Raw genomic sequence first — 26,329 nt, forward strand, 5'->3', positions numbered from 1 at the left:
CGTTCACAACCACCATATAAAAACCATTCAACTTCATTTGTAACAATCTAGGTTTCAAAAATAGGAAATCATTGCTGAAAAAGTTTACCGCGTTTTGTGTTGCTATCTATGGTTACAATGTTTGAGACATCAATGCCTTTAAACCAAGCAACACAAAAGCGGCACCGATATGAACAGCGAAGCGAAACAACTATTTTCTTATCTATGTCAGCGATACGATGCGCTTTCTCAAGAGCTTGAGTCTCGCCCTTTTCCTGAATTTTCTGAGACTATTACTCATCCTCTTGGGCACTGTTTAGTCCGTTGCCCAGCAGGTAGCCAACGCTTTTCTATTGTAGCAGTCAACTTTGCACCCTCCGTTCGCGGGCAAGGCGTGCTTACTGCATTTATCGACTACATCAAAAGCAATCCATACCACTACCAAGGTGTTGAGGTTGCAATCATTGAAAACAAGAACTTAGCTAAACGGCTTTTGTCTCTTGGCTGGAAGTACAAGTCCCTGTTTGGCAAAATTTTCTTCGCCAGCAAGCCAACCCTAGTAAAGGACTTTCAGTCTGCGTATATGGTTATTACGAAACCGCATCGACATCCAAAGTAAAACCATCACTCAAAATCCGTAAGCATGTTGAAAAAAACTTGGCGATCTTCTGCAGTACTTCCTCGATGAGCAGTGTATTCAACGTGCGCCTCTGCGTTGGCTTTTGGGGATAGATTGATGCCCCATAACGCATTAATTTGGTTTGGTACGATGGAATAACGCATATCAACAATTCGCAATTCATTATTCGGATCCGTCGCTACAAAACCGTTTGAAAACCAACGGAAACGTTCGATGTCTCTTGCTTGTTGCGATTGCGGGTTTAGCCACGGAAATTGCTCTTTTATATTTAACTTTGGAGTTGATTCGCCAGGGTAAATTTTTATTGAACGCCCCACCCTTACGGCATCTACATAGTAGCTCTCTTCCGTTTCATAAATTAGTTTCCAAACCAAAAGATTGCTGAAACTTGGTTTGGCTTTTAATTGTATAGCGTTGTGTTGTCGCTCTTTGACGATTTCCCAACCAGCTACTTCTGCTCTATCTCGCTGGATCATTCCAAGACTTAGGTAAGCCAGGCACCATAAAAATGCAATGCGGGCATAGTTTGGGCTTCGCTTCAGTGCAACAAACAAAAGCAATATTAAAATAGGGAGTGTGAACGCGGGGTCGATTACCGAAATAGTGTTCCAAGCATAACGCGTGTTGCTTATCGGCCATAGAAGCTGTGTTCCATAACTGGTGCATGCGTCTAATAACGCATGGGTACTATAACCAAGCGCGCAGTAAAACCAACTCTGCCGGAAGCTTAGTCCTCGCTTTTTTGCGAACAATGGATACAACACCAAAGCACAAATGAAACTACCAAACGGGATAAACAAGAGCGAGTGAGTAAATTGGCGATGGTATTCCAAATACAGCAAAGGATCAGTTGAAGAACGGATGAGTACATCTAAATCCGGAGCCATCCCAGAGACCACACCCAACACGCCAACAACTGCAAGGTTTCGCTTGTTGCTCACGGCCAGTGGCAAAGTTGCACCCAATAAACCTTGCGTTAACGGATCCATCGTTCACTTCCTTTAGATAGATGAAGCTCAGCTGGAAAGCGTACACGCTCAATAGTCGGTTCCAATTTAAAAACCAGAAGGTTCTTCGACATAAATTATCCGCATTTAAGTGGAAAACAATACACGACTTAGTCATGCATTTGCTTGTTTAGCAACAAACACCTTGATTTAGTGTAAGAAGGAATCACGCCGTTCGCTAGTGAACGAACAAATCTGAGTCTAGGCTTGTTTGTTGTTTCAAACCCGAAGGTTTATCTGACGCGAAAAAACAAGGCGAACCAAATGGCTCGCCTTGTTTCTAATTTACTGAACGATAAACGACAGGTGTTTAGTCTTGAGGATTCTCTTTCGCGTTGATTTCAGCGTAAGTGTGCAGCAGCTCCGTCAATGTTTTTACCCACGCAAAAACATCCGAAGGTGCATTTTCGATTAGTTTTTCCACTAGAGCACAGTGTGTTTCTAGCGTGATGGCCTCTTCCAAACGGAATGAGATCGCGTAGAAATGCCAAAGCACCAATCGCGTCATTCGCTCGCTATTTTGCTTTGCGTTGTCTGAGTCATCAAACGCTTGTTGAATTTCACTCAGTGCGATTGCTGTCATGCGTAGCATTGCATCAAGACGTGCAGACAACATGCGGTCTTCACTATCCACTTCTTCTTGATCAAAAGTGAACAGCTCATTCATCACGTCTTCTGGCACCATTTTACTGATCATACGAGCACTAAACTCTTCCAGCTCATGGCGAGGCATAGTTACAAGACAATCGAAGGTGTAATCACGAAGCATAAAATCACTCTAGGTTAGAAATCAATTTCAGCCTCGCATTCTAAATATTGAAATTTCAATTGCCAGTGTTAATTTCTATCCATCTACGAAAAACTACAAAACACCGTTGATTGCAATACCAACACCAATCCGCTGCTGATTATGATCATAGTCGATCAAGCTCTTACCATAACCCGCTGAGTATTGTGCGTACCCCTGAACTTTACCCCAAATCGGAAATGACACACCCAGTTCTGCAAAACCCTTATGTGTTTGAAAGTTCTGGCGACCTAAAAAGGTAAACTCGTAACCATTCCACTTGTAAGCACTCGATAGCTCAAAGTGTCCCATATAGTCTTCGATATCCGGGTTATCATCACCTTTGGGATCATTAGGCGATGTCTTTTCATCTTCAGGTATACGCCACCAAGGCTGGATAGAAACCGCAAAATTGTCTTTTGCAAAGGTTACGTTGGCATAGACACGGTTCCAACTACGCGATAGCTCCTGTCTCTGACCGTTAGACTCATGTTCAATACCAAAACCTAACCAAGTCGAACCATCAAGTGGTTTCCAGTCTGTTGGGGTGTAGTAAAAAAGCTCTGGACGATAATTGGTTTCACGGAATGGACGAGATGCTGCACCCGTGTATACCTGCCAAAATGATTTAAGAGTCATTCCAAAAAACAGACCATCGCCATCAAATAACAAGTCATCATAGTTCATTGGTACTTTAAAACTGATTTGGAACTCCGCCTCTTCCTTACGCAGTTCATCGCCGTATTTGGTGTCAGCATACGCGCGTTTATTTACTCGATCACTGTACGTAAACGGAAGAATATAGTTAACGCGATGCGCGACCAGACTAAACGGTTCGAACGCGTTTTCTCGTTCTGATTCCAAACGCTTGTCGACCAAACTTTCCTGAAGTTCTTCAGGCTCTTCAATTTCTGGATCAGCGGGCACTGTGCTGGTTACTGTGTCAAGCTCACACTGCGCGCGAATGCTCTTTATGGTTTCTTCACCTTTGCTTTGCTTTATTTTGTCTAGCAAACATAAATCATAAGCACTGGCTGTTTCTCCCATCGCAACTGGCGCTGCCAATAAACTCAGTATTGATATCCCTGCCACTTTTGAAGCCATCTGAAACCCTTAATATTCTTTATGTCAAACCAGATAATTTTAGTTTTTCTTGGTAAACCGCTTGCCATTCTGACGTTAAGGCAATGTTAAATGTCCGCCGACTTTACGTCTTGGATAAATGCAACAGACTTTAGACATATCGGTCAACTATGATCAAAGCGCAAAAAACAACCAAGAGTTGAGCATCATAGATAAAAACCACTCGTTTGCATGATGCTCATTTTATCTATGCAAAATACTGGCTCGTAACTTTGATTGCAAACCCGGCTATGAATAAACCCAAACCATAACCCAAATGCGCCAATGTGCTAAGAAAACGGGCTTTCCAAGGTGTTGGGGTTTTACTCGCAGCAAAACCAAATCCTAGACAAGGTTGAATGACCAAAAATGGGAAGATCAACGTTACCACGCCTGTAATTAAGCTGGGCATTAGACTGGGCTCTACCAACCAATGATGACCAAAAACAGTAACGTGAGCCAAAGCGAAAGTAACTCCGATGGCATAATGCAAAAACCAGCCAAGTGACTTTTCTCCCGGCATCGCCTCTGACGCCATAATTGGCGCATGCATAAGCTTTCCTTGGGGCATGTACAAAACCCAGCGCGCAACCAACGCATAGTTTAATGAAGGAATACCAAAAACTCTCCTTTGTAACCATGCCCATAAATCCATTATCAAAGTGGCACCAATCCCTATTAGCACCGCTTGCAATCCCATTAAAAGCAGCATTTTTCTCTCCTCATGTTTTTGATTTGTTAAGGTCTTAGTTGCATGCTACAACTTAAAGTCAACTTGAAGTCAATGGGGAATAATATGGATATTGCAGAAGTGGTTAGAAAATCAGGATTGCCGACTTCAACGCTCAGGTATTACGAACAGCTGGGGTTAATTCGCTCGATAGGAAGGAATGGATTGAGACGCCAATATTCACCAGAGGTACTCAATACACTCAATTTAATTAGTTTGGGGCGTATCGCTGGAATATCGCTTAACGAAATGGCAGAAATGTTGAATCAATCAGAAGTTTCAAAGCCATATATCGATCGTGACTTACTAACGAAAAAGGCACTTGAGATTGATGAGCAAATAAAACGTTTGAAAGCGGTGCGAGACAGCCTCAACCATGTCGCCACCTGCCCTCATGAGTCACATATGGACTGTTCTTCATTTCAGAAGCTTATGAAGGTCGTAAAGCGTTATGTCCCCCAAAAGCAGAGATAAACCGCTCTCCCTACCGTCCTATTCTTGATTTACAAGGAAGTAACTCGCGGTTGTGAGTTACTTCCTTTCATATTACTTAGCTTGCGATTTTACGTACTTCTTCACTTTTTTCATCGCCATTTTTTGCTTTAACGGTGAAAGGTAATCAATGAACAAGTTACCAGATAGGTGATCAATTTCGTGCTGCATCACAATCGCCAAGAACTCATCGCTCTCGATTGTAGTCGGGTTGCCATCACGGTCTAGTGCAGAAACAACAACTGACGTGTAACGCTCTACATCTGCGTAGTACTCAGGAACAGAGAGGCATCCCTCTTGACCAAGTGCTTTGTTTTCTCCGCTCACCACTTCTGGGTTAACCAAGATTAAAGGATCATTGCGTTCGTCAGAGATATCGATGACAACAACCGCCTCTTTTCTGCCTACTTGGGTTGAAGCTAAACCGATACCATTGCCCGTTGCGTAAAGTGTTTCTAGCATATCGTCTATCAGCGTTTGTACTGTCGATACATCAGTGACTTTTTCTGCTTTTACTTTAAGCCTTGGGTCTGGAATGGAGAGAATTTCGAGGACTGCCATACTTACCTTTCATATCTATAAATCGTAATTCGTGGCGAATTATACACACGTTTCTCGATACATAAACCTGCTAAGCTATCTTGCGCACAAGGCATAAACCATTAACTCAAACGACAACACAATAAATGGGTTTGCCTTTTAAACAAAAAATCCTACAAATAGGAAACTAAAACGCCAGCACATTATGGCTGGCGTCTTGTCATGATCCTAATTGAATCGTTTGTTGTATTTTATCTACTGACTTTCCTTGGCTTTTAGTAACACTCTAATCGCCATTTTCTCACCACTTTTTAAAATTAAGTAGGCGATGCCAATCGTTATTAGCATTATGATAGCAATAAAAATACTTACCCCACCGAGCTCAGATAATAAATAAAACGGAGAAATATCTAACGACATTAAGATAAGAGAGAACACTACCAAACTTGCTAAAGTCCACAGTAAAACAGCATACCATCTTGTTTTTGATGGCATTACATCTCCAGTCTTGTAGCCGAAGTAATAACCAACACTCATGGCTGGGATTAACGTGCTAAGAAAGCCTGTACCACTCATTTCTATCCCAACAATATATTCAATGGCCAACAGCAATGCAGCCCAACAAACGGACGCCAGACACAACAGAGACGTAACAAGAGGTACCGATGGTGGCTGGTTTATTTCTGATTCTGAATAGTTATTTTTTAATTCCACTTTCATTTCCCTTCATTTATTTGAATAAAATAAGCGTTTTAGACCATGCTTCCGCTTGGACAACCTAGAGAAACAACACCGCCATAACTCGTTGTTGGCGTAACTACCATGACTAAATCAACAGGAAGAAACACAACGTCCGTTGCTAACGACAAAGGAATGTCAATCAATGAAAGTGGGTATAACGCGATAGAAGTAATATCAGATCTTAAATAGCAAGGTTGTCGTGCAACTGATAACGCGGTGCCTGAAAACGGCTTTCCGTATCCGCCACCAGCATGCGCATCTATAGATGAACACCCCACCATTAAAGATGCTGACACCACAAGAAATACAACTTGTAGCTTTTTAAATAGTTTTATTTTCATTTAACCTAGATTCCAACTAACTGTTACTTTTTAAAACTAAACCCTCTCTCTCAAATTGTATATTCAATAAGTTTACTCATATGGGTCTAGTGCAACCATGTTAATACGTTCTATGTATCAGAAACAATTCATTTATTTCCAATGGCACTAGTGAGATTATGCGACGTGATTGGAATCTCACTTAAGTTTTCATGGACCTATCGCGCTGAAAATTGAAGCCTCTACCTATCATAGAATAAAAAGCCGTCAAAACCAGTTGGTTCTGACGGCTTTTTATTTTCTATTACACACTCGATTATTGTTGCAGATTCGCTGTGGCTTCTACTGCTTTGTAGAAGTCCAGCACTCTCTGTTTGAGGTTCGATTAAAACCCTATAAAACATTAAGCCGCAATATTAATTGAGTTGTTCTATATAGCGATTCAGCTCTACCGCATATGTTTTTTGATCAATCGCAGTGTCACCTATTTCTTCATCTAGAAATCCAAGTAGCATTTGTGCACCACCTTCACCATTATTTAACGCTTGCGTCAAGTAATAGGCTGAAAGCACCTTATTTTCAGGTAAACCACAGCCATCATCATACAAACATGATCCTAAATAAAATTGTGCACTAGCCAACCCATCATCAGCAGCCTCTGAGATTAAAGAAAAGCCCCGCTTAACATCCATGACTTTTGGCTCTTTCAGAAGGATTACCCCTAAAAGCTCTTTACTATGAACATCATCCACTTCGATAGCTTTGATCAATAAAGACTTTGCTCCTTGCACATCACCTCGTTCATAAAATTTATTTGCTTCGCTGTACAACTGCTCTGGAGCTTCTCGGTTCTTAGTTAGGAGGCTTTCTGTCGTTTTAGTTGCCTCAAACTTTGACGTAGTATCGTTACATGCCGTAACAAGGAGCACTACGAATAAAACGTTAACAATTCTCATGTTATTCCCATGTACATTTGATAAACAAGACTGCTGTCGAGTATGAATCGTCATACTGACCGCTTACAATTTGAAACTTTGTATTGATAGGAGCTTTAGCACTAGCTTCACACATATTGGCAATTTGACCACGAACATAAGCACTCGAATCAAAGTTATACTTGTCTTCTTGAGGAATTATACTTGCTAATGAAACTCTAGATAGTTGAGGAGCTTTCCCATATTCCCTTTCGACTTTCAAATACTTCACATTAACAATCAAAATGCAGCCAGATGATTCTAGATTTGCATTGTGTACTCGATTAGCTAGTACTCTAACGTTTTGTCGGATAATATCAAAGAGAAGCATAGCTCTGCCTTTCTGTAATACCATCCCTAAAGCCATGGCCCTTCCACTATTTGCTTTCATTGCAGTAGAAGCTAGAGTTGACGACTGTATTGGAGCTAGAGACGAAAATTTACGTGAAGGAATAACAGCTTTGTTTTTCCAGTGCATTCGATCGGTTAACATACCAGACTTAACCGCCATGTTGCGATCTATCTGTTCCTTAAGCTTTTGTAACCTTTTCTCACCTGTAATATCATTTGGAAGCTTACGTAATGGTCCCGCAAGAGAAGTATCTTTTATGGTATTAACGGGAATTTTCTCATTATCTAATTTGCTTCTTAGTTCGACACAAGAGCTAAATAGTTTGTCAGCTGGATACATGTAATTAATGTAGTTGATTGATAACGGCGTATCTCTCTCGTGCGTTAGTATAGAAATGTACATAATGATTCTCTCAAAACCATTATTATGAACAGGATTGCATAAAGTTCCAAGCTCTAAGTTGTCCTAGTTGTGAGATATACCCTAATCAATGAAAGTTAATTTATAGTTAGATATTTGTTAGAAACACTCAGCGGTCATTACAAATAAACATTCGTTAACTATATGTGTTGTCACCATTACATGTAAGATTATTAAAAATAAAGGCTAACCAGTTGGTTAGCCTTTATTGATATTACTGCTACAATTTTGCTTTGGCTTTTACGCGGACTTTAATTAACACATCACCATCGACCAACCTAAGGTCGAATATTGGTGAATGTCGCGGTGGTGACTCCATCACTTTGTGACGACAACGATTTTACGTCTGCGCTAAAGTAATATGGATTAAGTGGCATTTTATTCTCTGCTGGTCGCGCGTAGTAAAGCTTGGCAGGCTGTTTTGCCATTTGTTGCGCGTACAAATACCCGACCAACGCATGTTCAAACTGGTGGTAACCATTTCCCCAATGGAACGCTTTGGTTGATTTAGGGCTTAGACCGACGCCTCCATATTGATGATCCACCCATGCATCCATAAAAGTGGGTAACGTGTATTGAAGCGTTTCTTTCATCGAACCATCAACAAGGGAAACTGTCATTGCCGCTTGATCGAGCTCTGCCCATTCCCAAGACGAGCTATAGTGCTTGTATGGTCTTGATTGCCAAGCAGGAATGCTCTCTTGCGTCCATTTACTCTGCCATTCTGGTGAGAAAAGCGCTTTGACTTGCTCAAAGTTTTGCTGGTATTGCGCTTGTTTAAGCGTGTGTTTCATTCCTTTGAAACCAAACTCTGTCCAATTGGAATTCTCCAACAACTGACCAGTGAGATACGTCATCCAATACGCTTTGATGGTGTGTCCAAAATCATTGTGTTTCGCATCTGGCATCATTACCGCTTTGTGGTGTATCGCGCCATAAAAACGCTGCTCTTTGACGGAATGGTAGTTATCTAGCATCACTTGCATCAGCCATTGCAGATCTTGCTTCCACTTGGCTTGCGCTGGTTCTGGTAAAAGTGGCGCCGTTAACAACAGGTAGCCATTAATTTGGTCAAGTTGAGCGACTAACTCTTGCTGCTTCTCACTTTCCCCATCACCATCTTTCAAAACCCACGCCAGACCGCGATCATCGCTTCGTCGGTATTGTTTAAATATAAACGCTTGCTGGTCGATAAGTGCTTGTTCAACCTTTGGATCTTGCGTTAAGTAGTAGTACATCGCCAACCCCACCAAGGCGTAAGCTTGGTCTTGAGAAGTTCGTTGTTGCCACTCCATCCCCGGTTTTCCACTACGCGTAAAGCTCACGAAGCCGCCGTTTTTCTCATCTTGTAGATGATCAATCAGGTAATAAGCCCCTTTCTTTGCCAGCTCTAATGCTTGCTTGTCACCCGTAAGATGAAAAAGTACGCCATAAGCGTAAGTTTGGCGCGATTTCATGCGGGTGTATTCGCGATCGAAGTGCGGGCTAATCCACCCTTTGTTTAATTCTTCACACGGCTTTTGTGGGTCGAGAATGACACCGTTATCACAACGAAATGTCGGAAAATTCCCCGCAGGTTGTCCATGCGCGCTTTCCATCATCCAATATGGGGCTAGGCCATTCGTCACATGGTTTAACCAATAATCCCCCGAAGGCAGGCCTACATCAGCAAAGCTGCTCATGCTCGTCGTTGCGAGCAATAAGGTAAGATATTTAAAAGACATAACACTCAATTAAGTTATTGAATTTTATCCAGTATAAATAACTCCCTTTACGCATATTGTTGTCGTGCTCACAATCGCCTTACGCATTTGTTTGCATCAATCATCTTTCAGCCTTGTTCGATGACTGAGCCGAGAATAAACGCTACTCTGTCTTCGACTGACATTTTGAGCACTTCGATCAATTGATAACCGAACTTGTGGTATGCATCGACCATCTGTTGATACGTGGCGACCGCTTCAGAAAAATCTTGTTTTCGCTCTTCATCGTTACTGAATATCGATGCCCACGGTGGAAAAATGAATACTTGAGGATGATAACGAAGCGTCTGGCAATGCGTGATGAGCTCATGCGAGATTGGCAGTTGTTCCAACTTGCTGTAGCCATATACGTCCACAATACTGCGATCAAAAAACACGTCCCCTTGGTGGGCATTGAAAGCTCGGTAATTGCTCACTTCTGCCTTCATCATTTCGTCTCGAAAAGCTTGTTTGTCATTCCAAGGTAATGCTGAACCGTGATTGGCAACCTGCGTTTGTATTATTTGACGGCCGGTTTCTGGCGCGCAGATAAAGCCTTGTGTTTTTAGTTGTTCGATAACCGAGGTTTTTCCTGCACCGGGACCACCAGTGAATACAATGAGTTTGTTCAAAATCTTTTCCTTATTTTTTTGTTTGAGTGAAGTAATGCGTGTACAGCCAAGAAAATGGGCATCATCTGGCGTTTGAAATTGGAATTTGGCACGCTAACGTTAAGCGAGGATCGGTAGTGGGAAATTTGGGGAATAGAACTGAGCAGTGAAGAGATTTACAAAGTAAGAACCGAAACGACGTGTTCATCGGTTATGGAAAACGGAGGAATGCTGAGCGAAGCAAGCTCGCCCAAAATACTGGGTTGGGAAATGGTGCGATTGGTTCTGCTGGTTAACGCGTCAATTGGATATCTATATCAAGAAAATGGCACCTAAGCCTAAGAACGCAAAGAAACCGACGACATCGGTAACGGTCGTCAATACTACCGAGCCAGCCACGGCGGGGTCAATGTTAAACTTCTTCAACGTGAATGGTATCAACGTACCCGATGCCGCGGCCGCCAAACTATTGAGGAAAATGGCACAGCAAATAATAAGCGCCAATGGCAAAGAGTCAAACACCATGTAAACGACACCCGCGATCACCAATCCCATAATTAAACCATTAATGGTGGCGATTTTTAATTCCTTATTCACCAATAGCTTCAAGTTACTTTGGTGCAAGTGGTTTAGTGCGATACCTCGAATGGCCACCGCTAAGGTTTGGCTACCCGCGATGCCGCCCATGCTCGCCACGACAGGCATTAAGATCGCAAGCGCAACGACTTGCTCGACCACATTATCAAAAAGCCCAATGATGGCGGAGGCTACGAAAGCGGTCAGCAAGTTAATCACCAACCAAAGTGCTCTTAGCCTTGTCGCCACGCTTAATGGTGTAAACAAATCTTCTTCGCTTCGTACGTTTTCTGCCACTACAGCTTGTAGGCTGAGTTCACGCAAGGTAATCGCGATGGTCGCCATCGACAAGACGCCCATAATTTTGCCACCAGCCATGATAGGAAACCAATGTGCTCCACCATCAATCGAGACTTGTTTGCTGACGCTTTGAATCGTTTGAATATCTTCTAGAATTGGCGTAACTACGGTCAAGTCGGTAAGTTTGATATGATTTTCGTGCAGCAACAGGGTTTGCGGCTCTATCGTACCAATCACACCACTTGCATCACGCACAATAATCAACCGCACTGGACTTTGCCCACGTTTTAGCAGCTCGGTTTTGATGCCTCCTACGCTGTTTTTAGGGTTTGCGACCAGAAAGTGAGGCTCGGCATAACGTCCAACTTTGTTGTCTTCATACGACAATGCTTGTTGGATATGCGCGACAGACTCTTCACTTTGATCAATAAGGTATTCATCTACAAATTCGGTCGGTAGAAAGTCCGCAAAGATGATCAGTTCTGAATCCGTTATGTACGCCAAGCGTTCATGTTGTAAGTCTTTATTGAGTGATTGATGAATGTGCTTGGCGGTGTCGTATCGGAGCAAATTTAATACCGTCCAATACTTCTCAGGCGGCACTGCTTCTATGACACGCTTACGGTAAGCAATGTTGACCGATTCCAAAATGTTCGCAATCTGTGCTTCTTGATAGTCTTTCAAAAAGCTCAAGTCTTCGGTCGATTCTATCGCTTTAATGATCTCAGCAAGCAAATGTGGCACTTTGCGGTTAATTTGCAATTGGTTGGAATCTATCATTACTTTTACCTATAGCTTTCACTACCACATTCGCCGCATTGACGATATGTGCTATCCGAAGGCATGAATTCTTGATGTTAAAATTCTAGGCGATAGTTGACTTAATTGCGGAATTTATATTTCGCTCGCAGAAACAAAACGCCTCTGCATCAGTTCATGGTATAGACTTGAATGTGTGTCAGGCTCATTCGCCTTGTTTGATAATGGAGTAATCAATGGCACCTGTATTTTTTCTGACTCAGCAGGCCGCCTTACCAAGTCGTAAGGTGCTTCGTAAAGTGATTCAATTTTCGACAGCGCTGGCTCAGCCTATTGTAGTTTTAGTGGAAGACCATCGCCGAAGTGAAGATCACGCATTCGCTCATTTTCTCAGTTTCAACTCTGACCATATAGAAAAAAGACAAGCTGAGTTTGAAGCTTGGACCTTAAAGTTCAACGCATTAATTGTCGAACTTTGTGAAGAAGAAGAGCTTGAAACACCAACGCTCTCTTACGAGCATTTCAAAGGGAGCCATTGGGTTGAGCAAGTTGCGAAACGACTTGTTGACCACACTGACTTACTGCTCGTGGGACACTTTAACAAACACGAGATTCAAACGATGCTCACAGAACTGGCACAACAAGATTGCGACTTGTTGCTACTGAGTGAGCGTTCATGGCCTTCTCACGCCAACATGCTTTGTGCAATCGACCCACTTCATCGAGGGGATGAAAAGTCGATAGTAGATAAAGCCATCGTCTCGCGAGGCTCAAAATTAGAACAAACCTTAAGCGGGAAAATGACGCTCGTTTACTGCCGATACGTCGCGCCATACCTCTCTCGCTATCGTGCAGAGATATTAAGCAATCAAAAAGCAGGCATTACAGATTTTATTAGTGCGCAAAAGTTAACGCGAGTTCCATTACTATTACCGGAAGGAAACCCTGAAACGGCGTTACCAAAAGCAGTTAAGCAATCACAAGCAGCGATTTTGATTATGGGGGCATGTAAACGAAGCATGTCATCTCAATTTTGGTCTGGCAGCACTGTAGACACGTTACTTGATCAACCACCTTGTGACCTACTGTTGGTCAACAGTTCCAAGGGCTGACTAGGTATTCCCTATTAACCAACCCTTTCAATACCAAGCGCAGTTATTGGCTCTTTACATCTTCTAACTGCGCGGCTTCGTGCTCTGCGTTCAAGGCTTGTTTCTGCTGCTGTTTTATCTCATCCCAACTGCGTCCCGACTCAATCGCAGATACACGCTGATCGTATTTGTTGCAGGCTCTTTCGAGTACTTTCTCAGGATCTATGCCCTTTTCTCTTTCCAGCGCTTTTAATACGTTAAGATAGTTCCACAACACATCGCCTAACTCGTCTTCCAAATGACAAAGGCGATCCTCACGAATCTCTTCGCGGACTTCATCAACTTCTTTGCCAATGGCCTCCAGATAAGTCTCTACGCCTTTAAACCAAGTGTTGGTTTGGTCATATTGAGATTTTCTCGTCGCAATTGCATACAGCTCATCAAATTTCTTCATTGCCTCTCCGTAGAACACGTTTTTATTTATGCCTTTTTAGGACGAATAAACTTCCCTTTAGCCGTCACTCTAACTTCGCTATTGACCCGCAATTGAGCCACCAGTTGATATATACCGCGTCGTTCACCTTCACAGTGTGCGGTAATCGTGACTCGATCATCTAACTGAATAGGTGCATGGTAGCGCACATCCAACTGCGCCGTAAGGGCTTGAATGTCTTTAGATAACAAACAATGCGTCATTGCACCATCGAGAAGCGAACTGGCAATACCACCATGCAACAGGTCTGTGTAACCTTGATGACGCGGTAAAACGTGAAACTCTCCGACAACAGAGCCATCGGCTAGGTATTGGTAGTTCACGGCCAAAGAGTTCGGATTCACATTAATTGAAGAACAAACCGCACATTGATGATGAGATTCGTGAGTGTAATGACAATAGCTGTTTGTAGACATGATAGTAACTCGGTTTCTCAAAAGAGTAATTAGCATATGCCAACAATTAAAAAGAAACGGCGAGTAATCTTTGTTTGCATGTTGCAGGGCCAGTAACCTCGCTTTTCATAACACTAAATAATCATTTTAATAATTAACGATAATTTCCAGTTTATTTAGAGTGGCGATATGGTTTGCATAGTGATTACGCAACGTTATGAAAAGGCGACTTATGAAGTTTCTCCACACGATGATCCGTGTAGCTGACCTAGACAAATCTATCGAATTTTATACAAAAGTTCTGGGAATGAGTGTTTTGGATCGTTTTGAAAACCAAGAATACCGTTACTCACTGGTGTTTGTTGGTAACCCTGATCAACCAGATGGCGCGACCATCGAGCTAACTTATAACTGGGATACCGACAGTTACGACTTGGGTAACGCATTCGGACACATCGCACTGGGGTCTGAAGATATTTACGCCGCTTGCGAAAAAATTAAAGCGCTTGGTGGCAACGTTACTCGCGAGCCAGGTCCAATGAAAGGCGGAGAAACTCACATCGCGTTCATTAAAGATCCCGATGGTTACCAAATCGAACTCATCCAAACTCAAAAATAACGAGGTTTCCTATGACAGGCGCATTATTTCAACCCATTCAACTTGGCTCTCTCTCACTAAAAAACCGTATCGTTATGCCTCCGATGACGCGCTCTCGTGCTTCTCAACCAGGTAATATCGCTAACGATATGATGGCGACCTACTATGCTCAACGTGCTGAAGCGGGCCTAATCGTTGCTGAAGGCACACAAATTTCGCCAATGGGTCAAGGCTATGCATGGACACCAGGCATTTACAGCCCAGAGCAAATTGCTGGCTGGAAAAGGGTAACTAATGCGGTGCACGAGAATGGCGGCACTATCTTCGCGCAATTGTGGCACGTTGGTCGCGTGACTCACCCTGATAACATTGGCGGTGAGCAACCTATTTCTTCTTCTGCGCTAAAAGCAGAAAACGTGAAAGTATTTGTCGATAACGGCACAGACGAACCGGGCTTTGTCGACGTGGTTGAGCCACGTGAAATGACCAAACAAGACATCAAGAACGTTATTGAAGAGTACCGCCAAGCCGCACTAAACGCGATAGAAGCCGGATTCGATGGTATCGAGCTTCATGCAGCGAATGGCTACTTGGTTAACCAGTTTATCGATTCTGAAGCGAATAACCGCACCGATGAATACGGTGGCTCTATTGAAAACCGTCTGCGTTTTCTTGGTGAAGTGATAGAAGCGATGACGCAAGCTATTGGCGCTGAGCGTGTTGGTGTTCGTCTTGCACCATTCACTTCGTTAAATGGCACCGTTGATAGTACGCCAGTCGAAACCTACACCGCCGCTGCAGCGCTGCTTGATAAACTCAATGTGGTTTACATTCACATTGCAGAAGTAGATTGGGACGACGCGCCAGACACTCCGCACGACTTTAAAACCGCAGTTCGTGAGGCGTATAAAGGCACACTGATCTATGCCGGTCGTTACAACGCAGAAAAGGCGCAACACGCGATTGAAAGTGGTTTAGCTGACATGATTGGCTTTGGCCGTCCGTTTGTTGCAAACCCAGACTTACCAAGCCGCATCAAGCATGGCTATCCACTGGCAGAACATGACCCTGCCACATTGTTCGGCGGCGGTGAAAAAGGCTTAGTGGACTACCCTGCGTACCACGCGGGTTAATTCATCTACGTAAAGCTGATTCGCAACTCGCGACAAACCAATAGCTAACCCAAAAGAACCTTGCTCTTCCCCCTGTGACGCCAAGATGCAGGGTTCTTTTTAGGCAAGCCACCAGAATTAACGTCTTTGACAAGATGTACAACCTCGGCACGCAGAGCGCATCGTTTTACTGAGCAAACTGCGTTGTACTTTACAGTAAGCATTCTTTAAAGCACGACGACCTGAAAACCAATCATCCGGTTTAGTGAGGATTAAGTAGCCGTGAAACCTCTTAACCAACTCGGTTCGATTGTTTTCGATAAATCGGCTATCAAACTCGATGTCGAAGTAATTCAAAGCCTCTTCGATACAAGTAAAGCTGGCAATTTTTTCCTGAATCGTATTCTCTGTCATCGTTTCTTTAGCGTAATCATTTTCAATGAAGTCTAAGTGCCTCGCGCTTTACGTTCTTTGATTTAGCGCTTCTTAAGAGCATTCTTTATGGGTTTTCCATATTGAGATTCAATTTGGGAATTCGTTAACCCACCTAGCATTTTCATTTTGACAATCACTTTAAAGTGCTGATTTAAAGCAACATTATTTCTGGTTCAGATTTTGCTCTACTTCATTAAACGGAATGTTGGAGCAACACGATATGACTTACAGAGCAGAAGTAGACGGATTAAGGGCGATTGCTGTCACGTTGGTGATTTTGTTTCATGCAGGAGTTGAGCAATTCGCTGGTGGCTTTATTGGCGTCGACGTATTTTTTGTGATCAGCGGCTATTTGATCACTACCATCGTGATTAACGACTTAGAAAACCAGAAGTTCAGCCTCGGTGATTTTTATGAGCGACGCATTCGTCGCATACTCCCCCTCTTACTGGTGGTGATCGCCGTAAGCTATTTGATGTCTTGGTGGCTATTTTTGCCGCAAGCACACAAAGACGTTGGTCAGTTCGCAGTGTCTTCCATTCTTTCCGCATCCAACATTCTTCTGTATTTAAAAGGCCACAATTACTTCGGTTTAGAAGATCAAGCGAACCCGCTGTTCCACACATGGAGCTTGGGCGTTGAAGAACAGTACTACATTGTCATTCCTTTGCTACTCATACTACTCGCTCGTGGTAAAAACGCATTTTACCTGACTTTTTTTATCACGGTATTTGTGCTGAGTTTGATGACTATTGTCTACGAGAGCAACGATCCTGATTTCGCTTTTTACATGATCTTCTCTCGCGCTTGGGAGCTGGCAACCGGTTCATTACTCGCATTAGTGATGAGAAAAGTCCAAGTTCAATCTAACGATACGCTAGCAACCATTGGCATCGTTTTGATATTGGCTTCCGCGCTTTTGTTTGAAAAATCGCAAGATGGCGCGGGCATTACGCTGCTGGTGCCAGTCATCGGTAGCGCGTTGGTGATTTTGTTTGCCTCTAAAGGCAATGTCTGCGGTAGATTACTGAGCCTAAAGTGGGTCGTGTTCGTCGGCTTAATCAGCTACAGCTTATACTTGTGGCACATTCCATTATTTGTCTTTTACCGCTACGTGTTGGACACAACACAAGACGTCAATATCCCGCTTTACTTTATCGCTCTTTTTGTACTGTCTTACTTCACTTGGCGCTTTATTGAAAAGCCGTTCCGTAGCCGAAAAGCCATGAGCATGCGCACTGTGTCCGCGGTTATTGTGTTGTTGACGTTGCCCTTGCTAACGCTCGGCGTTATCGGTCATCAAAACGGTGGTTTTCCAGAAAGAAGCGCATTTTTCGAGGCCATGCGCGTTAACAACGGTTATGGTTTAGATTGCAACGGCAACACCAACGTTAACGATGTGTGCTCGTCTGCGCCGCAGCCCGCCATCGCTGTGTTAGGCAATAGTCACAGCATGGTTTACGTGAAGCGTCTATCCGAAGTAACACCAACTGGCGTGGTGCAACTTACTCAAGATTCCTGTGCGGTCGGTTATGTCGACATCCTAGAAGCTGCTGGCTCAATTTCTTGCCGACAGTTCTTCAATGAGGCTGTCGATACAATTCTAAGTACCCCTTCCATTCGTCGCGTTGTTATCTCTTCTAATTTCAATAAAGAGCTTTCACAAGCCGATTATGAAGCATCATTAACCAAATTATTGAATGAACTGAAAGGAAAGGAAGTGGTCGTTTTCGGTCCAACCCCTTCTGCACCGTTTGCGGTAGGAGAATGCCTTTGGAAAGCGCGTTTGTTTGGCGAGACAGAAGAGTCTGCCTGCGACTTTTCTCCCAAACAACATCACCCTCAAAACGTGGCGAAGTTAGTGAACTACTTTGAGCAATTTGAGCACGTTGAGTTTGTCGACTTGACCGATGCCATTTGCAGAAATGGCGTATGTCGAATGAGAGTTGGAGCAAACAATGCGATGTATACGGATGACAGCCATTTATCTTACAAAGGTGCTGAGTTGGTGCTTGGACATTACCACAACAGTACAAATGAAGCGCAACAGTTCACTTACGACCGACAATAACCAAGGGAATAAACTTTTATGCTTCAGCGCTTATCTCAGGTAAGCGCTGAATGCTTTAAAGCAAGACAAAGCTAGGCGTCTATTTGAAAATGCGCGGATCAAACGCGAAATCGAGCTTTTCGGCTTTCTTGATGATCTCTTTCATTTTGGGATGATTTGGATTCACCACGTAGTTTTTATCACGAGGTGAAATCGTTGAAGGCACTTGCAGCGCGGCAAACTCTGGATGAGGATCATTGAGAAACTGATCACCAATGTACTGCGTAGACTCGCTCGCCGGTATTGCTCGCCACGTCACAGGGAGATCTTCTTCATCTAAGGTGGCGATGAGGTATTCTGGCATTTCAATACGATATAAATCGTAAAGTTTGGTGATAGCAGGATCGTTGTTTACGTGAACAAATACTTCCAACGAGCAAAGGGATTCCGATTCAGAGAAGTAGAGGGCTTCGGTTCCTTTTGAGTTCCATCGCCCTCCAAACAACTTTGCGCCAACGGGGCTGAATGGCGTGTCAGCAAATTTCTTTTGTGTGAGACGATAGAGCTTCATATTACGAGAATACCCCGTGCTCTAAACGGCCGATCAAATCTTTTACGATTTCAAAATCCACCGTGGTCGAGACCATATCAAGTGGACGTTTACCTCCTAAGCCATACACATTCTCTCTCATCCATTTTAACGCGCGCTCTTCGTCGTCAAACAGCTCTGTCGCGAGTTTCAATAACATCGCTAATCGATAGATTGCATCACTTTCTTGCGTATTGAAGCGTTCATCGTTTTTTAGACGACGCTTGACCGTGCTGACAGGTATCAATGTGACGTTTTGAAACTCACTCTGAGAAAGCTTCACACGCTCAACAATATTGCGATACACCTTTGGCTCAAAGCCTTTGTGAACCGCATCAGTGCGACCTGTTTCAGCGTCTTCAATACCCAACATAAACCAGAAATTGGCTTTATGAGGTTGTTTCGGTTTGAAGCTTTTTAATGCTGCAGTTGCCATATCAAGCTCCTATGGTTCATATGGTCCAGTTATTATGGTTCAAATGAGCTTAATTTTCAATCAAAGTAACAATCAAAGTAAAAAGATAGGTAAAGAAAAAGGCGAGCTTTTCGCCCGCCTCTCTTACTTATTCATCAACTTTGTTTACGCATCTATCGATGAACATCGTTTCACTTATTGCAAGTCAAAACGATCCGCGTTCATGACTTTCGTCCATGCGGCGATGAAGTCATGGATGAATTTTTCCTGATTATCATCTTGCGCATACACTTCCGCATACGAACGCAGGATCGAGTTTGAACCAAAGACAAGATCCACACGGGTTGCCGTCCACTTCACAGCGTCGGTTTTACGATCACGGATTTCATATTGATTAGCACTCACTGGTTTCCACGTATATGCCATGTCAGTAAGGTTCACGAAGAAATCATTCGACAAAGTGCCGACTCGGTCAGTAAATACGCCCTCTTTTCCACCGCCGTAGTTACTGCCTAGAACGCGCATACCACCGATAAGTACCGTCATTTCTGGCGCCGTTAGCCCCATAAGCTGAGCACGATCTAATAAAAGCTCTTCTGGCTTAACCGCGTAGTCTTTCTTCAACCAATTTCGGAAACCGTCAGCGACAGGTTCAAGAACTTCGAATGATTCAACATCCGTCATCTCTTGGGTGGCATCACCTCGGCCTGGCGCGAATGGTACGGAAACATTATGACCTGCGGCACGCGCAGCCAGTTCAATACCTACGTTCCCAGCAAGCACGATAGCGTCTGCAACACTACAGCCCTCTTCTGCTGCTATTTTTTCTAGCACCGCAAGAATACGACTTAGACGTTCAGGTTCGTTCCCTTGCCAATCTTTTTGCGGAGCCAAGCGAATTCTCGCGCCATTTGCACCGCCTCGGCGGTCAGAGCCACGGTAAGTACGCGCACTATCCCACGCCGTACTTACTAACTCACTAATGGATAGGCCACTTGCTTCGATTTTTGTTTTTACTAAATCAACATCGTAGTCTGTCTTACCTGCGGGCGTTGGGTCTTGCCAAATAAGATCTTCGCTTGGCACATCAGGGCCGAAATAACATGATTTTGGTCCTAGATCGCGGTGTGTCAACTTAAACCAGGCACGAGCAAAAACGTCATCAAAGTACGCAGGGTCATTTTGGAACTTTTCTGCAATCTTACGATATTCAGGGTCCATTTTGAGCGCCATATCGGCGTCGGTCATGATTGGATTGTAGCGCTTAGAACCGTCTTCAACATCGACAGGCTTGTCTTGTTCTTCAATGTCGATTGGCTCCCATTGCCATGCACCTGCTGGGCTCTTTTTCAGTTCCCAGTCATACTTAAATAGTAGGTGGAAGTATCCGTAGTCCCATTGTGTAGGGTGTGTTGTCCAAGCACCTTCAATGCCACTCGTTACCGTGTCACGACCAATACCACGTGTTTTGTGATTAATCCAGCCAAGACCTTGCTCATGAACGTCTGCTGCTTCGGGCTCTGGGCCAAGGTTTGCGGCATCACCATTACCATGACACTTACCCACCGTGTGACCACCAGCTGTGAGCGCGACGGTTTCTTCATCGTTCATTGCCATTCGCGCAAAGGTCACTCGCATGTCATGTGCTGTTTTGAGAGGATCTGGGTTACCGTCTACCCCTTCAGGGTTCACATAGATAAGACCCATCATTACCGCAGCAAGCGGGTTTTCTAAATCTCGCTCACCAGAGTAGCGGCTGTTATCAGCGTCACTTGTGGCTAACCATTCTTGCTCAGAACCCCAGTAAGTGTCTTTTTCTGGGTGCCAAATGTCCTCTCGTCCAAACGCAAAGCCAAAGGTCTTAAAACCCATGGATTCGTACGCCATGTTACCGGCAAGGACAATCAGGTCTGCCCAACTTAGTTTGTTGCCATATTTTTTCTTGATTGGCCATAAAAGGCGTCGAGCCTTATCGAGGTTGGCGTTATCTGGCCAAGAGTTGAGAGGAGCAAAGCGTTGGTTGCCTGTAGCAGCACCGCCACGGCCATCCGCAATACGATAACTGCCCGCTGCATGCCATGCCATTCGGATCATTAAACCACCGTAGTGTCCCCAGTCGGCAGGCCACCATTCTTGGCTATCAGTCATTAAATCTTTTAAATCTTTTTTAAGTGCTTCGACATCTAGCTTTTTCAGTTCTTCTTTGTAATTAAAGTCCTGACCAAATGGGTTGGTTTTGGAGTCGTGTTGATGCAGGATGTCTAAGTTCAAGGCATTCGGCCACCAATCCATCACCGACTTATCTGTAGATGTTTGCCCACCATGCATAACTGGACATTTACCTACCGAACCGCCGTTTGCTTTGCTCATATAATGCTCCTTCGTGTCGTGGTTGTGGTAACCACTCTTTGTTATTCAATAAATCGAATATCCACCTCAAACAGCGTAGTTCATACACTGTTTTTTTAGTTAACGCCAAGTCAAAATTTCAAACATTTCAGCGAATAAATAATTGTTATCAAACATGTACCTATATGCAGAAAATATGGATAGAGATCAGTTTAAGTCCATACCTGAATACTTAATCCCAGACAGCCTCGCCATGTTGTGATCCCAGGTCGCTAAATCATGATGACTAAATTCACTCAGAGCGTGATGACCACAAGCCCTCGCCATGACTTTCATGAGCTCGACCGAGGATTCGAAGAAATTTTTCAGTTGCTGGGATGACTTTTCAACGTCGAGACGCTGCCTCAAATCGGCATTTTGTGTCGCAATGCCTGCAGGGCAATTATTGGTGTTGCAGATGCGAGCCGCGACACAACCGATCGATTGCATCGCACTGTTTGCTATCGCTACTCCGTCTGCTCCAAGTGCCAACGCTTTGACAAAATCCGTAGGAACTCGCAACCCACCAGTGATGATTAATGTGACGCTGTCACTTACACCTTTTTCATCTAAGTACTTACGTGCACGAGCTAATGCAGGGATGGTGGGCACACTAATATGATCACGGAACATAGTTGGCGCCGCACCCGTGCCACCACCGCGACCGTCTAAGATGATGTAATCAGCCCCAGCATCAAGCGCAAACTGAATGTCTTGCTCAATATGGTTGGCACTGAGTTTAAATCCAATTGGAATACCGCCTGTGATGCCACGAACTCTGTCAGCAAACTTTCTGAAATCGTGAGTAGTGTGAAGATCTTTGAACGTTGGTGGTGATATCGCTGGTTGTCCCTCGGGGATGCCTCTCACCTGAGAGATCTTACCTACATTTTTATTTGCAGGCAGATGACCACCCGTGCCCGTTTTTGCTCCTTGCCCGCCTTTGAAGTGAAACGCCTGAACATTAAGAAGCTTAGATTCGTCGTAGCCAAATTGAGCACTAGCAAGCTCATAGAAATACCGTGAATTGGCGGCTTGCTCTTCCGGTAACATGCCACCCTCACCAGAGCAAATCCCAGTCCCTGCCAACTCTGCACCTTTTGCTAGTGCAATTTTCGCCTCTTCAGAAAGTGCGCCAAAACTCATGTCCGACACCAACAAAGGAATGGCGAGTCTGAGCGGCTTACGCGCGTTTGGTCCCACAATCAACTCGGTAGACACAGGAACGTCTTCCAACAACGGTTGTGTCGCCATTTGCGCCACCATGATTTGTATAGCATCCCAATGTGGTAGCAAATGCCTAGGAACCCCCATTGCAGCCATCGGACCATGATGACCGAGTTTAGAGAGTCCTTCTCTCGCTAATTGGTGGATAAACTCGAGGGTTGGCTCTTCTTGAGTAGCAGACGCCGTTGGTTTGTCTCTTTTCTCTCGCTTTTGTTCCGGTCCCTCTTTACCGACTTGCTCTGCGGTAAATCGCTTGTGTGTACCATCACAAAAAGGAGCATTGGCGGTATGCTTACATTGGCAGAGATAGGCATCTTCGTCTTTTTCCGCACTAAAGCTCATTGGCTTTAAGCCGGTTCCCGAATGAGACCCATCGCAGTAAGGTTGATTTTTAGAACGCCCACATCGGCAGAAGTAATATTCTTGCCCAGCTTTCAACTCTACTTTGATCGGCTTGTTATCAGCGATGATTGGCTTGCTCATGTTGCCCCCTATTTATTATTGTTAACCATGCTTTCTCGCTGGCTTGCAATAAGCGTAGAACAGGAGCGTAAAGAGCGTCAGTGTCGCCGAGTAAAATGCGCGATTGTCGCCCGACTAACCTATACTTTTTATGGGTCTCATACACGTGGAGGCTATATGACGATTGCAACCCGATTAGATGAATATTTGACTGAGCATAACATTCACTTTCAAACCGTGAATCACAGCCACAGTCATAGCTCGCTACAAAGTGGTGTTGCAGCAGGTGTGCCTTTAATGAATATCGCAAAAGGTGTGATTCTAGAGGATCATGAAGGGCGTCATATGATGGCGGTCTTACCTGCCAACAACAAAATCAGTTTGTCGAGATTAAACGACGAGTTTAACGCCACCTTCCACTTGGTGAAAGAGCGTATGGTTTACCGACTCTTCACCGATTGTGAACACGGCGCTATTCCACCGATTGGTAGTCCTTACCACATGTCGACAGTTTGCGATGAAAGATTAGCAAACTTGGAACATGTCTACCTTGAAGCTGGCGATCATGAAACTCTGATTAAGCTGGACCGAAAGGCGTTTAAAGAACTGATGAACGACTGTAGATATCTAAGATTCAGCAGTGAAGTTCTGCATTAAACTTGCCAAGATCTCTCGACACTTCCTGAACAAGGCTCTTTCAGCAAGAGCCTTTCTTTGTTTTGTTGGTAGCACGCGAAGGAAGTTTCTCGAACTTTGGTGCCCAGCGTTTCAGAGCATATAGAAACAAAAAACCGCCTATTCGGGCGGTTTTTTATCAATCAAATCATAATTATTATCGAACAAAGATCTTTTGGATCGCTTTTATCGCCATAGCCCTACGGCGCATTAATACGCTCGTTCTTGGCAACCATTTCGGTGTGTGAAGAATGGTTTTCGCATGACTAAAAGTTCTGAATCCTTCCTCTCCGTGATAATGCCCAATACCCGATTCACCAACGCCACCAAAAGGCGCATCTTCAGCGCCAACATGTAAAACCGTATCATTAACGCCGACGCCACCACTGTGGGTGTTGCGTACAATATGTTTGATGGTCGATTTGTCGTCCGACATAACATACAGCGCAAGTGGTCTTTGGTGCTGATTAATGTAGTCAATCGCTTCATCAACGGCATTGTAGGGCTTAACAGGTAGAAATGGCCCGAAGATCTCCTCTTGCATGATTCGCATATTCGGCGACACATCCGTGACCAAATGAGGATACAGAAGTCGTTCCTCTTGGGGCGACGCTTCAACAGTGTGAAGGTTAGCACCTTGCGCTTTTGCATCCTCAAGTAGCGCAGTCAAACGATCATATTGTCGTTGGTTGACAATATGGGTCAGCTTTTGATTCTTGTTGGATTTTAAATAGAGCTTTTCAAAACGTTTTAAGAATAGCGAAATGAACTCTTCGACACGTTCTTGCGGTACAAATGCGTAGTCAGGCGCGACACAAATCTGGCCTGCATTAATGCATTTACCAAACAAGATAGCATCAACGGCTTTCTTCATGTCTGCATCTTTTGCAATGATCACCGGGGACTTTCCACCCAACTCTAACGTCACCGGGGTAAGGTTTTCCGCTGCCGCTTTTGCCACTGCGCGACCAACACTCGTAGAACCCGTGAACAAAAGGTGATCGAATGGCAGTTGGCTGAATGCTTGTGCGACGTCTGCTTCACCCTCAAAAACTTCGACATACTCAGACAACCCACGGCAAATATCGACGATGACTTTATTGGTTTTTGGCGTAAATTCGCTGAGCTTCATCATCACGCGGTTGCCAGCAGCCAATGCTGTCACTAAAGGCGCAAGGCTCAAAATCACAGGAAAGTTCCACGGCGAAATGATCCCGACGACACCTAACGGTTGATACTGAACGGTGACTTTAGAAGGTGCGAGCAATAAGCCGGATTCGCGCTTGCTGGGTTTGCACCATTTTTTTAGTCGTTTGAGGGTATAATTAATATGCGAGACCGTTGGCAAAACGTCGGTCATAGCGGTATCAAATTCTGAGCGATAGCCAAAATCGTCACTTAACGCTTCAACCAGAGCTTGTTTGTTCTCAAGCAGCGATTTTTTTAACAAAACGAGGCGCTGTTTACGTTCATCCACACTAGGATAAGGTTCGGCTGCATATGCCGCTTTTAAGCGTTCGAGGCTTTGCTGTAACAAGTTATCTACTTCAACCTCTGTGATTGCGTTCATGATGCTTCTCCTAACCTAGTTTCTACCAATGACGCCCCAAGTTAACACGAGCGCAACAATGTTACTATTGTAGCGCTCGTGAAGTTAGAGTTCGAACTCTGATTAAAATATCTCTAGGGTGGATACTACGTCAAACGTAGTTCATAAATGCCTAGTCGTTGAGAGCGGTCAAGCATATCGAACTCATGATCAACGTATTCTTTTAATGTGGCGCCTGCACGCTCAGCAATATTGATGCTAGCGATGTTATCTTCCATACAATGGAACTGAATGAATTGTGCGTGCCCTTTCTTCTTCAAAAAAGGGATCAATACTGCGAGTACTTGATCAATCACACGATGGCCTCGTCCATTGTTGGCAAGCCAGTAGCCAATTTCAGTAACACGTGTATGTGAATCCACACCTTTAATACCAATAACACCCGTAAGTTGCTCATCAAAATAAATTGCGCACCAGTGGGAATCTAGCGCATTACTGTTCACTCGCTGGGAAATGTAGTTCACGGCCTCTCGATGATTCGTGACAGAATCCGTCCAAGGTAGATAGCCCTCAAGGCTCTCTCGGTGAGTGTTCACAACCTCTAGTAAAGCGGACGCGTGTTTCGTGTTGAGGGGCTCAATTGAGACCCTTTGCGAGACGGAAAAACGCTTCTGTAAGTGATTTCCTTGATACGTCTCTTGGCATGTGACTTCATCCATAGATGTTATTCCTTTTTATTGTGAACGCTCAGCGCAAAT

At 44.1% G+C, this 26,329-nt stretch carries 28 protein-coding genes; 7 read left to right on the top strand and 21 right to left on the bottom strand.

The features are described from left to right. The first annotated feature begins 169 nt into the window (after positions 1 to 169). On the top strand, positions 170 to 598 hold the full coding sequence (locus tag R7P35_RS04620; RefSeq protein WP_167416052.1) for a hypothetical protein: 429 nt from the start codon (positions 170 to 172) through the stop codon (positions 596 to 598). Positions 599 to 603: 5 nt separating this feature from the next. On the opposite strand, the gene R7P35_RS04625 is transcribed toward R7P35_RS04620, so the two are convergent. From R7P35_RS04625 to R7P35_RS04640, 4 genes are all read right to left on the bottom strand, one after another. Further along, entirely contained in the window at positions 604 to 1,608 is a 1,005-nt protein-coding gene (locus tag R7P35_RS04625; RefSeq protein WP_167416053.1) for a metal-dependent hydrolase, read from the bottom strand. Positions 1,609 to 1,936: 328 nt separating this feature from the next. Next, entirely contained in the window at positions 1,937 to 2,395 is a 459-nt protein-coding gene (locus tag R7P35_RS04630; protein ID WP_005388759.1) for a hypothetical protein, read from the bottom strand. 93 nt (positions 2,396 to 2,488) lie between these two features. Beyond that, positions 2,489 to 3,517, bottom strand: a complete 1,029-nt coding sequence (locus tag R7P35_RS04635) for a phospholipase A (RefSeq protein WP_005376466.1) — start codon at positions 3,515 to 3,517, stop codon at positions 2,489 to 2,491. 226 nt (positions 3,518 to 3,743) lie between these two features. Then, the gene (locus R7P35_RS04640) at positions 3,744 to 4,247 is read right to left on the bottom strand and encodes a DUF2938 domain-containing protein (RefSeq protein WP_005376471.1); all 504 of its coding nucleotides are present in this window, start codon (positions 4,245 to 4,247) and stop codon (positions 3,744 to 3,746) included. Positions 4,248 to 4,331: 84 nt separating this feature from the next. Between R7P35_RS04640 and R7P35_RS04645 the strand changes: the two genes are divergently transcribed. Further along, positions 4,332 to 4,739 carry a helix-turn-helix domain-containing protein gene (locus tag R7P35_RS04645; protein ID WP_031778925.1) on the top strand — a complete coding sequence of 136 codons (408 nt, stop codon included), beginning with the start codon at positions 4,332 to 4,334 and terminating at the stop codon, positions 4,737 to 4,739. A 72-nt stretch (positions 4,740 to 4,811) separates the two neighbouring features. Here R7P35_RS04645 and def read toward each other — a convergent pair whose 3' ends face one another. From def to R7P35_RS04685, 8 genes are all read right to left on the bottom strand, one after another. Continuing rightward, the gene (gene def, locus R7P35_RS04650) at positions 4,812 to 5,318 is read right to left on the bottom strand and encodes a peptide deformylase (protein WP_213871085.1); all 507 of its coding nucleotides are present in this window, start codon (positions 5,316 to 5,318) and stop codon (positions 4,812 to 4,814) included. Between the two features lie 234 nt (positions 5,319 to 5,552). Then, positions 5,553 to 6,017, bottom strand: a complete 465-nt coding sequence (locus R7P35_RS04655) for an ABZJ_00895 family protein (protein WP_318091750.1) — start codon at positions 6,015 to 6,017, stop codon at positions 5,553 to 5,555. Between the two features lie 32 nt (positions 6,018 to 6,049). Then, positions 6,050 to 6,379, bottom strand: a complete 330-nt coding sequence (locus R7P35_RS04660) for a YceK/YidQ family lipoprotein (RefSeq protein ID WP_053307645.1) — start codon at positions 6,377 to 6,379, stop codon at positions 6,050 to 6,052. Between the two features lie 395 nt (positions 6,380 to 6,774). Continuing rightward, entirely contained in the window at positions 6,775 to 7,314 is a 540-nt protein-coding gene (locus R7P35_RS04665) for a tetratricopeptide repeat protein (RefSeq protein WP_167416057.1), read from the bottom strand. Between the two features lies 1 nt (position 7,315). Next, on the bottom strand, positions 7,316 to 8,086 hold the full coding sequence (locus R7P35_RS04670) for a hypothetical protein (RefSeq protein WP_033906510.1): 771 nt from the start codon (positions 8,084 to 8,086) through the stop codon (positions 7,316 to 7,318). Positions 8,087 to 8,382: 296 nt separating this feature from the next. Then, on the bottom strand, positions 8,383 to 9,828 hold the full coding sequence (locus tag R7P35_RS04675) for an AGE family epimerase/isomerase (RefSeq protein WP_042520750.1): 1,446 nt from the start codon (positions 9,826 to 9,828) through the stop codon (positions 8,383 to 8,385). 107 nt (positions 9,829 to 9,935) lie between these two features. Beyond that, on the bottom strand, positions 9,936 to 10,478 hold the full coding sequence (locus R7P35_RS04680) for an AAA family ATPase (RefSeq protein ID WP_025767824.1): 543 nt from the start codon (positions 10,476 to 10,478) through the stop codon (positions 9,936 to 9,938). Between the two features lie 291 nt (positions 10,479 to 10,769). After that, positions 10,770 to 12,113: a magnesium transporter gene (locus tag R7P35_RS04685; RefSeq protein ID WP_017635328.1), complete on the bottom strand. Its 1,344-nt coding sequence runs from the start codon at positions 12,111 to 12,113 to the stop codon at positions 10,770 to 10,772. A 215-nt stretch (positions 12,114 to 12,328) separates the two neighbouring features. On the opposite strand from R7P35_RS04685, the gene R7P35_RS04690 reads away from it, so the two are divergent. Further along, positions 12,329 to 13,204, top strand: coding sequence for a universal stress protein (locus R7P35_RS04690; protein ID WP_025767825.1), 876 nt, complete (start codon positions 12,329 to 12,331; stop codon positions 13,202 to 13,204). Positions 13,205 to 13,247: 43 nt separating this feature from the next. Here R7P35_RS04690 and R7P35_RS04695 read toward each other — a convergent pair whose 3' ends face one another. Then, positions 13,248 to 13,637 (bottom strand): MazG nucleotide pyrophosphohydrolase domain-containing protein, encoded by a 390-nt coding sequence (locus R7P35_RS04695; RefSeq protein ID WP_005376487.1) that lies wholly within the window; start codon positions 13,635 to 13,637, stop codon positions 13,248 to 13,250. Between the two features lie 26 nt (positions 13,638 to 13,663). Beyond that, positions 13,664 to 14,092 (bottom strand): PaaI family thioesterase, encoded by a 429-nt coding sequence (locus R7P35_RS04700; RefSeq protein WP_042520747.1) that lies wholly within the window; start codon positions 14,090 to 14,092, stop codon positions 13,664 to 13,666. 211 nt (positions 14,093 to 14,303) lie between these two features. Here R7P35_RS04700 and gloA point away from each other — a divergent pair, with 211 nt between their 5' ends. Further along, entirely contained in the window at positions 14,304 to 14,690 is a 387-nt protein-coding gene (gloA, locus tag R7P35_RS04705) for a lactoylglutathione lyase (RefSeq protein ID WP_025767827.1), read from the top strand. An 11-nt stretch (positions 14,691 to 14,701) separates the two neighbouring features. After that, the gene (locus tag R7P35_RS04710; RefSeq protein ID WP_025767828.1) at positions 14,702 to 15,802 is read left to right on the top strand and encodes an alkene reductase; all 1,101 of its coding nucleotides are present in this window, start codon (positions 14,702 to 14,704) and stop codon (positions 15,800 to 15,802) included. A gap of 117 nt (positions 15,803 to 15,919) precedes the next feature. On the opposite strand, the gene R7P35_RS04715 is transcribed toward R7P35_RS04710, so the two are convergent. Next, positions 15,920 to 16,195, bottom strand: coding sequence for a nitrogenase-stabilizing/protective protein NifW (locus R7P35_RS04715; RefSeq protein WP_025767829.1), 276 nt, complete (start codon positions 16,193 to 16,195; stop codon positions 15,920 to 15,922). A 241-nt stretch (positions 16,196 to 16,436) separates the two neighbouring features. Between R7P35_RS04715 and R7P35_RS04720 the strand changes: the two genes are divergently transcribed. Continuing rightward, complete coding sequence (locus R7P35_RS04720) at positions 16,437 to 18,287, top strand: acyltransferase family protein (protein WP_042520745.1); 1,851 nt, start codon at positions 16,437 to 16,439, stop codon at positions 18,285 to 18,287. Positions 18,288 to 18,366: 79 nt separating this feature from the next. Here R7P35_RS04720 and R7P35_RS04725 read toward each other — a convergent pair whose 3' ends face one another. The 4 genes from R7P35_RS04725 to R7P35_RS04740 form a co-directional block, all read right to left on the bottom strand. Beyond that, complete coding sequence (locus R7P35_RS04725; RefSeq protein WP_005376497.1) at positions 18,367 to 18,837, bottom strand: RES family NAD+ phosphorylase; 471 nt, start codon at positions 18,835 to 18,837, stop codon at positions 18,367 to 18,369. Between the two features lies 1 nt (position 18,838). Beyond that, complete coding sequence (locus tag R7P35_RS04730) at positions 18,839 to 19,291, bottom strand: antitoxin Xre/MbcA/ParS toxin-binding domain-containing protein (protein ID WP_005376498.1); 453 nt, start codon at positions 19,289 to 19,291, stop codon at positions 18,839 to 18,841. Between the two features lie 174 nt (positions 19,292 to 19,465). Next, on the bottom strand, positions 19,466 to 21,640 hold the full coding sequence (gene katG / locus R7P35_RS04735; RefSeq protein WP_025767831.1) for a catalase/peroxidase HPI: 2,175 nt from the start codon (positions 21,638 to 21,640) through the stop codon (positions 19,466 to 19,468). Between the two features lie 186 nt (positions 21,641 to 21,826). Continuing rightward, the gene (locus tag R7P35_RS04740) at positions 21,827 to 23,368 is read right to left on the bottom strand and encodes a glutamate synthase-related protein (RefSeq protein WP_025767832.1); all 1,542 of its coding nucleotides are present in this window, start codon (positions 23,366 to 23,368) and stop codon (positions 21,827 to 21,829) included. 156 nt (positions 23,369 to 23,524) lie between these two features. Between R7P35_RS04740 and R7P35_RS04745 the strand changes: the two genes are divergently transcribed. Continuing rightward, positions 23,525 to 24,004, top strand: a complete 480-nt coding sequence (locus R7P35_RS04745; protein ID WP_005376501.1) for an aminoacyl-tRNA deacylase — start codon at positions 23,525 to 23,527, stop codon at positions 24,002 to 24,004. A 175-nt stretch (positions 24,005 to 24,179) separates the two neighbouring features. On the opposite strand, the gene R7P35_RS04750 is transcribed toward R7P35_RS04745, so the two are convergent. Then, complete coding sequence (locus tag R7P35_RS04750) at positions 24,180 to 25,592, bottom strand: coniferyl aldehyde dehydrogenase (protein ID WP_025767833.1); 1,413 nt, start codon at positions 25,590 to 25,592, stop codon at positions 24,180 to 24,182. Positions 25,593 to 25,717: 125 nt separating this feature from the next. Then, entirely contained in the window at positions 25,718 to 26,290 is a 573-nt protein-coding gene (locus tag R7P35_RS04755) for a GNAT family N-acetyltransferase (protein WP_025767834.1), read from the bottom strand. Between the last annotated feature and the right edge of the window lie 39 nt (positions 26,291 to 26,329).

Origin of the sequence: Vibrio sp. Vb0304 (assembly GCF_033338995.1) — a bacterium.
GTDB classification, from domain to species: Bacteria; Pseudomonadota; Gammaproteobacteria; order Enterobacterales; family Vibrionaceae; genus Vibrio; species Vibrio alginolyticus.

Bases quoted from the DNA above. Each gene is read 5' to 3' on its own strand.
- R7P35_RS04620 (WP_167416052.1), top strand. From the start codon at position 170: ATGAACAGCGAAGCGAAACAACTATTTTCTTATCTATGTCAGCGATAC.
- R7P35_RS04625 (WP_167416053.1), bottom strand. From the start codon at position 1,608: ATGGATCCGTTAACGCAAGGTTTATTGGGTGCAACTTTGCCACTGGCC.
- R7P35_RS04630 (WP_005388759.1), bottom strand. From the start codon at position 2,395: ATGCTTCGTGATTACACCTTCGATTGTCTTGTAACTATGCCTCGCCAT.
- R7P35_RS04635 (WP_005376466.1), bottom strand. From the start codon at position 3,517: ATGGCTTCAAAAGTGGCAGGGATATCAATACTGAGTTTATTGGCAGCG.
- R7P35_RS04640 (WP_005376471.1), bottom strand. From the start codon at position 4,247: ATGCTGCTTTTAATGGGATTGCAAGCGGTGCTAATAGGGATTGGTGCC.
- R7P35_RS04645 (WP_031778925.1), top strand. From the start codon at position 4,332: ATGGATATTGCAGAAGTGGTTAGAAAATCAGGATTGCCGACTTCAACG.
- def (WP_213871085.1), bottom strand. From the start codon at position 5,318: ATGGCAGTCCTCGAAATTCTCTCCATTCCAGACCCAAGGCTTAAAGTA.
- R7P35_RS04655 (WP_318091750.1), bottom strand. From the start codon at position 6,017: ATGAAAGTGGAATTAAAAAATAACTATTCAGAATCAGAAATAAACCAG.
- R7P35_RS04660 (WP_053307645.1), bottom strand. From the start codon at position 6,379: ATGAAAATAAAACTATTTAAAAAGCTACAAGTTGTATTTCTTGTGGTG.
- R7P35_RS04665 (WP_167416057.1), bottom strand. From the start codon at position 7,314: ATGAGAATTGTTAACGTTTTATTCGTAGTGCTCCTTGTTACGGCATGT.
- R7P35_RS04670 (WP_033906510.1), bottom strand. From the start codon at position 8,086: ATGTACATTTCTATACTAACGCACGAGAGAGATACGCCGTTATCAATC.
- R7P35_RS04675 (WP_042520750.1), bottom strand. From the start codon at position 9,828: ATGTCTTTTAAATATCTTACCTTATTGCTCGCAACGACGAGCATGAGC.
- R7P35_RS04685 (WP_017635328.1), bottom strand. From the start codon at position 12,113: ATGATAGATTCCAACCAATTGCAAATTAACCGCAAAGTGCCACATTTG.
- R7P35_RS04690 (WP_025767825.1), top strand. From the start codon at position 12,329: ATGGCACCTGTATTTTTTCTGACTCAGCAGGCCGCCTTACCAAGTCGT.
- R7P35_RS04695 (WP_005376487.1), bottom strand. From the start codon at position 13,637: ATGAAGAAATTTGATGAGCTGTATGCAATTGCGACGAGAAAATCTCAA.
- R7P35_RS04700 (WP_042520747.1), bottom strand. From the start codon at position 14,092: ATGTCTACAAACAGCTATTGTCATTACACTCACGAATCTCATCATCAA.
- gloA (WP_025767827.1), top strand. From the start codon at position 14,304: ATGAAGTTTCTCCACACGATGATCCGTGTAGCTGACCTAGACAAATCT.
- R7P35_RS04710 (WP_025767828.1), top strand. From the start codon at position 14,702: ATGACAGGCGCATTATTTCAACCCATTCAACTTGGCTCTCTCTCACTA.
- R7P35_RS04715 (WP_025767829.1), bottom strand. From the start codon at position 16,195: ATGACAGAGAATACGATTCAGGAAAAAATTGCCAGCTTTACTTGTATC.
- R7P35_RS04720 (WP_042520745.1), top strand. From the start codon at position 16,437: ATGACTTACAGAGCAGAAGTAGACGGATTAAGGGCGATTGCTGTCACG.
- R7P35_RS04725 (WP_005376497.1), bottom strand. From the start codon at position 18,837: ATGAAGCTCTATCGTCTCACACAAAAGAAATTTGCTGACACGCCATTC.
- R7P35_RS04730 (WP_005376498.1), bottom strand. From the start codon at position 19,291: ATGGCAACTGCAGCATTAAAAAGCTTCAAACCGAAACAACCTCATAAA.
- katG (WP_025767831.1), bottom strand. From the start codon at position 21,640: ATGAGCAAAGCAAACGGCGGTTCGGTAGGTAAATGTCCAGTTATGCAT.
- R7P35_RS04740 (WP_025767832.1), bottom strand. From the start codon at position 23,368: ATGAGCAAGCCAATCATCGCTGATAACAAGCCGATCAAAGTAGAGTTG.
- R7P35_RS04745 (WP_005376501.1), top strand. From the start codon at position 23,525: ATGACGATTGCAACCCGATTAGATGAATATTTGACTGAGCATAACATT.
- R7P35_RS04750 (WP_025767833.1), bottom strand. From the start codon at position 25,592: ATGAACGCAATCACAGAGGTTGAAGTAGATAACTTGTTACAGCAAAGC.
- R7P35_RS04755 (WP_025767834.1), bottom strand. From the start codon at position 26,290: ATGGATGAAGTCACATGCCAAGAGACGTATCAAGGAAATCACTTACAG.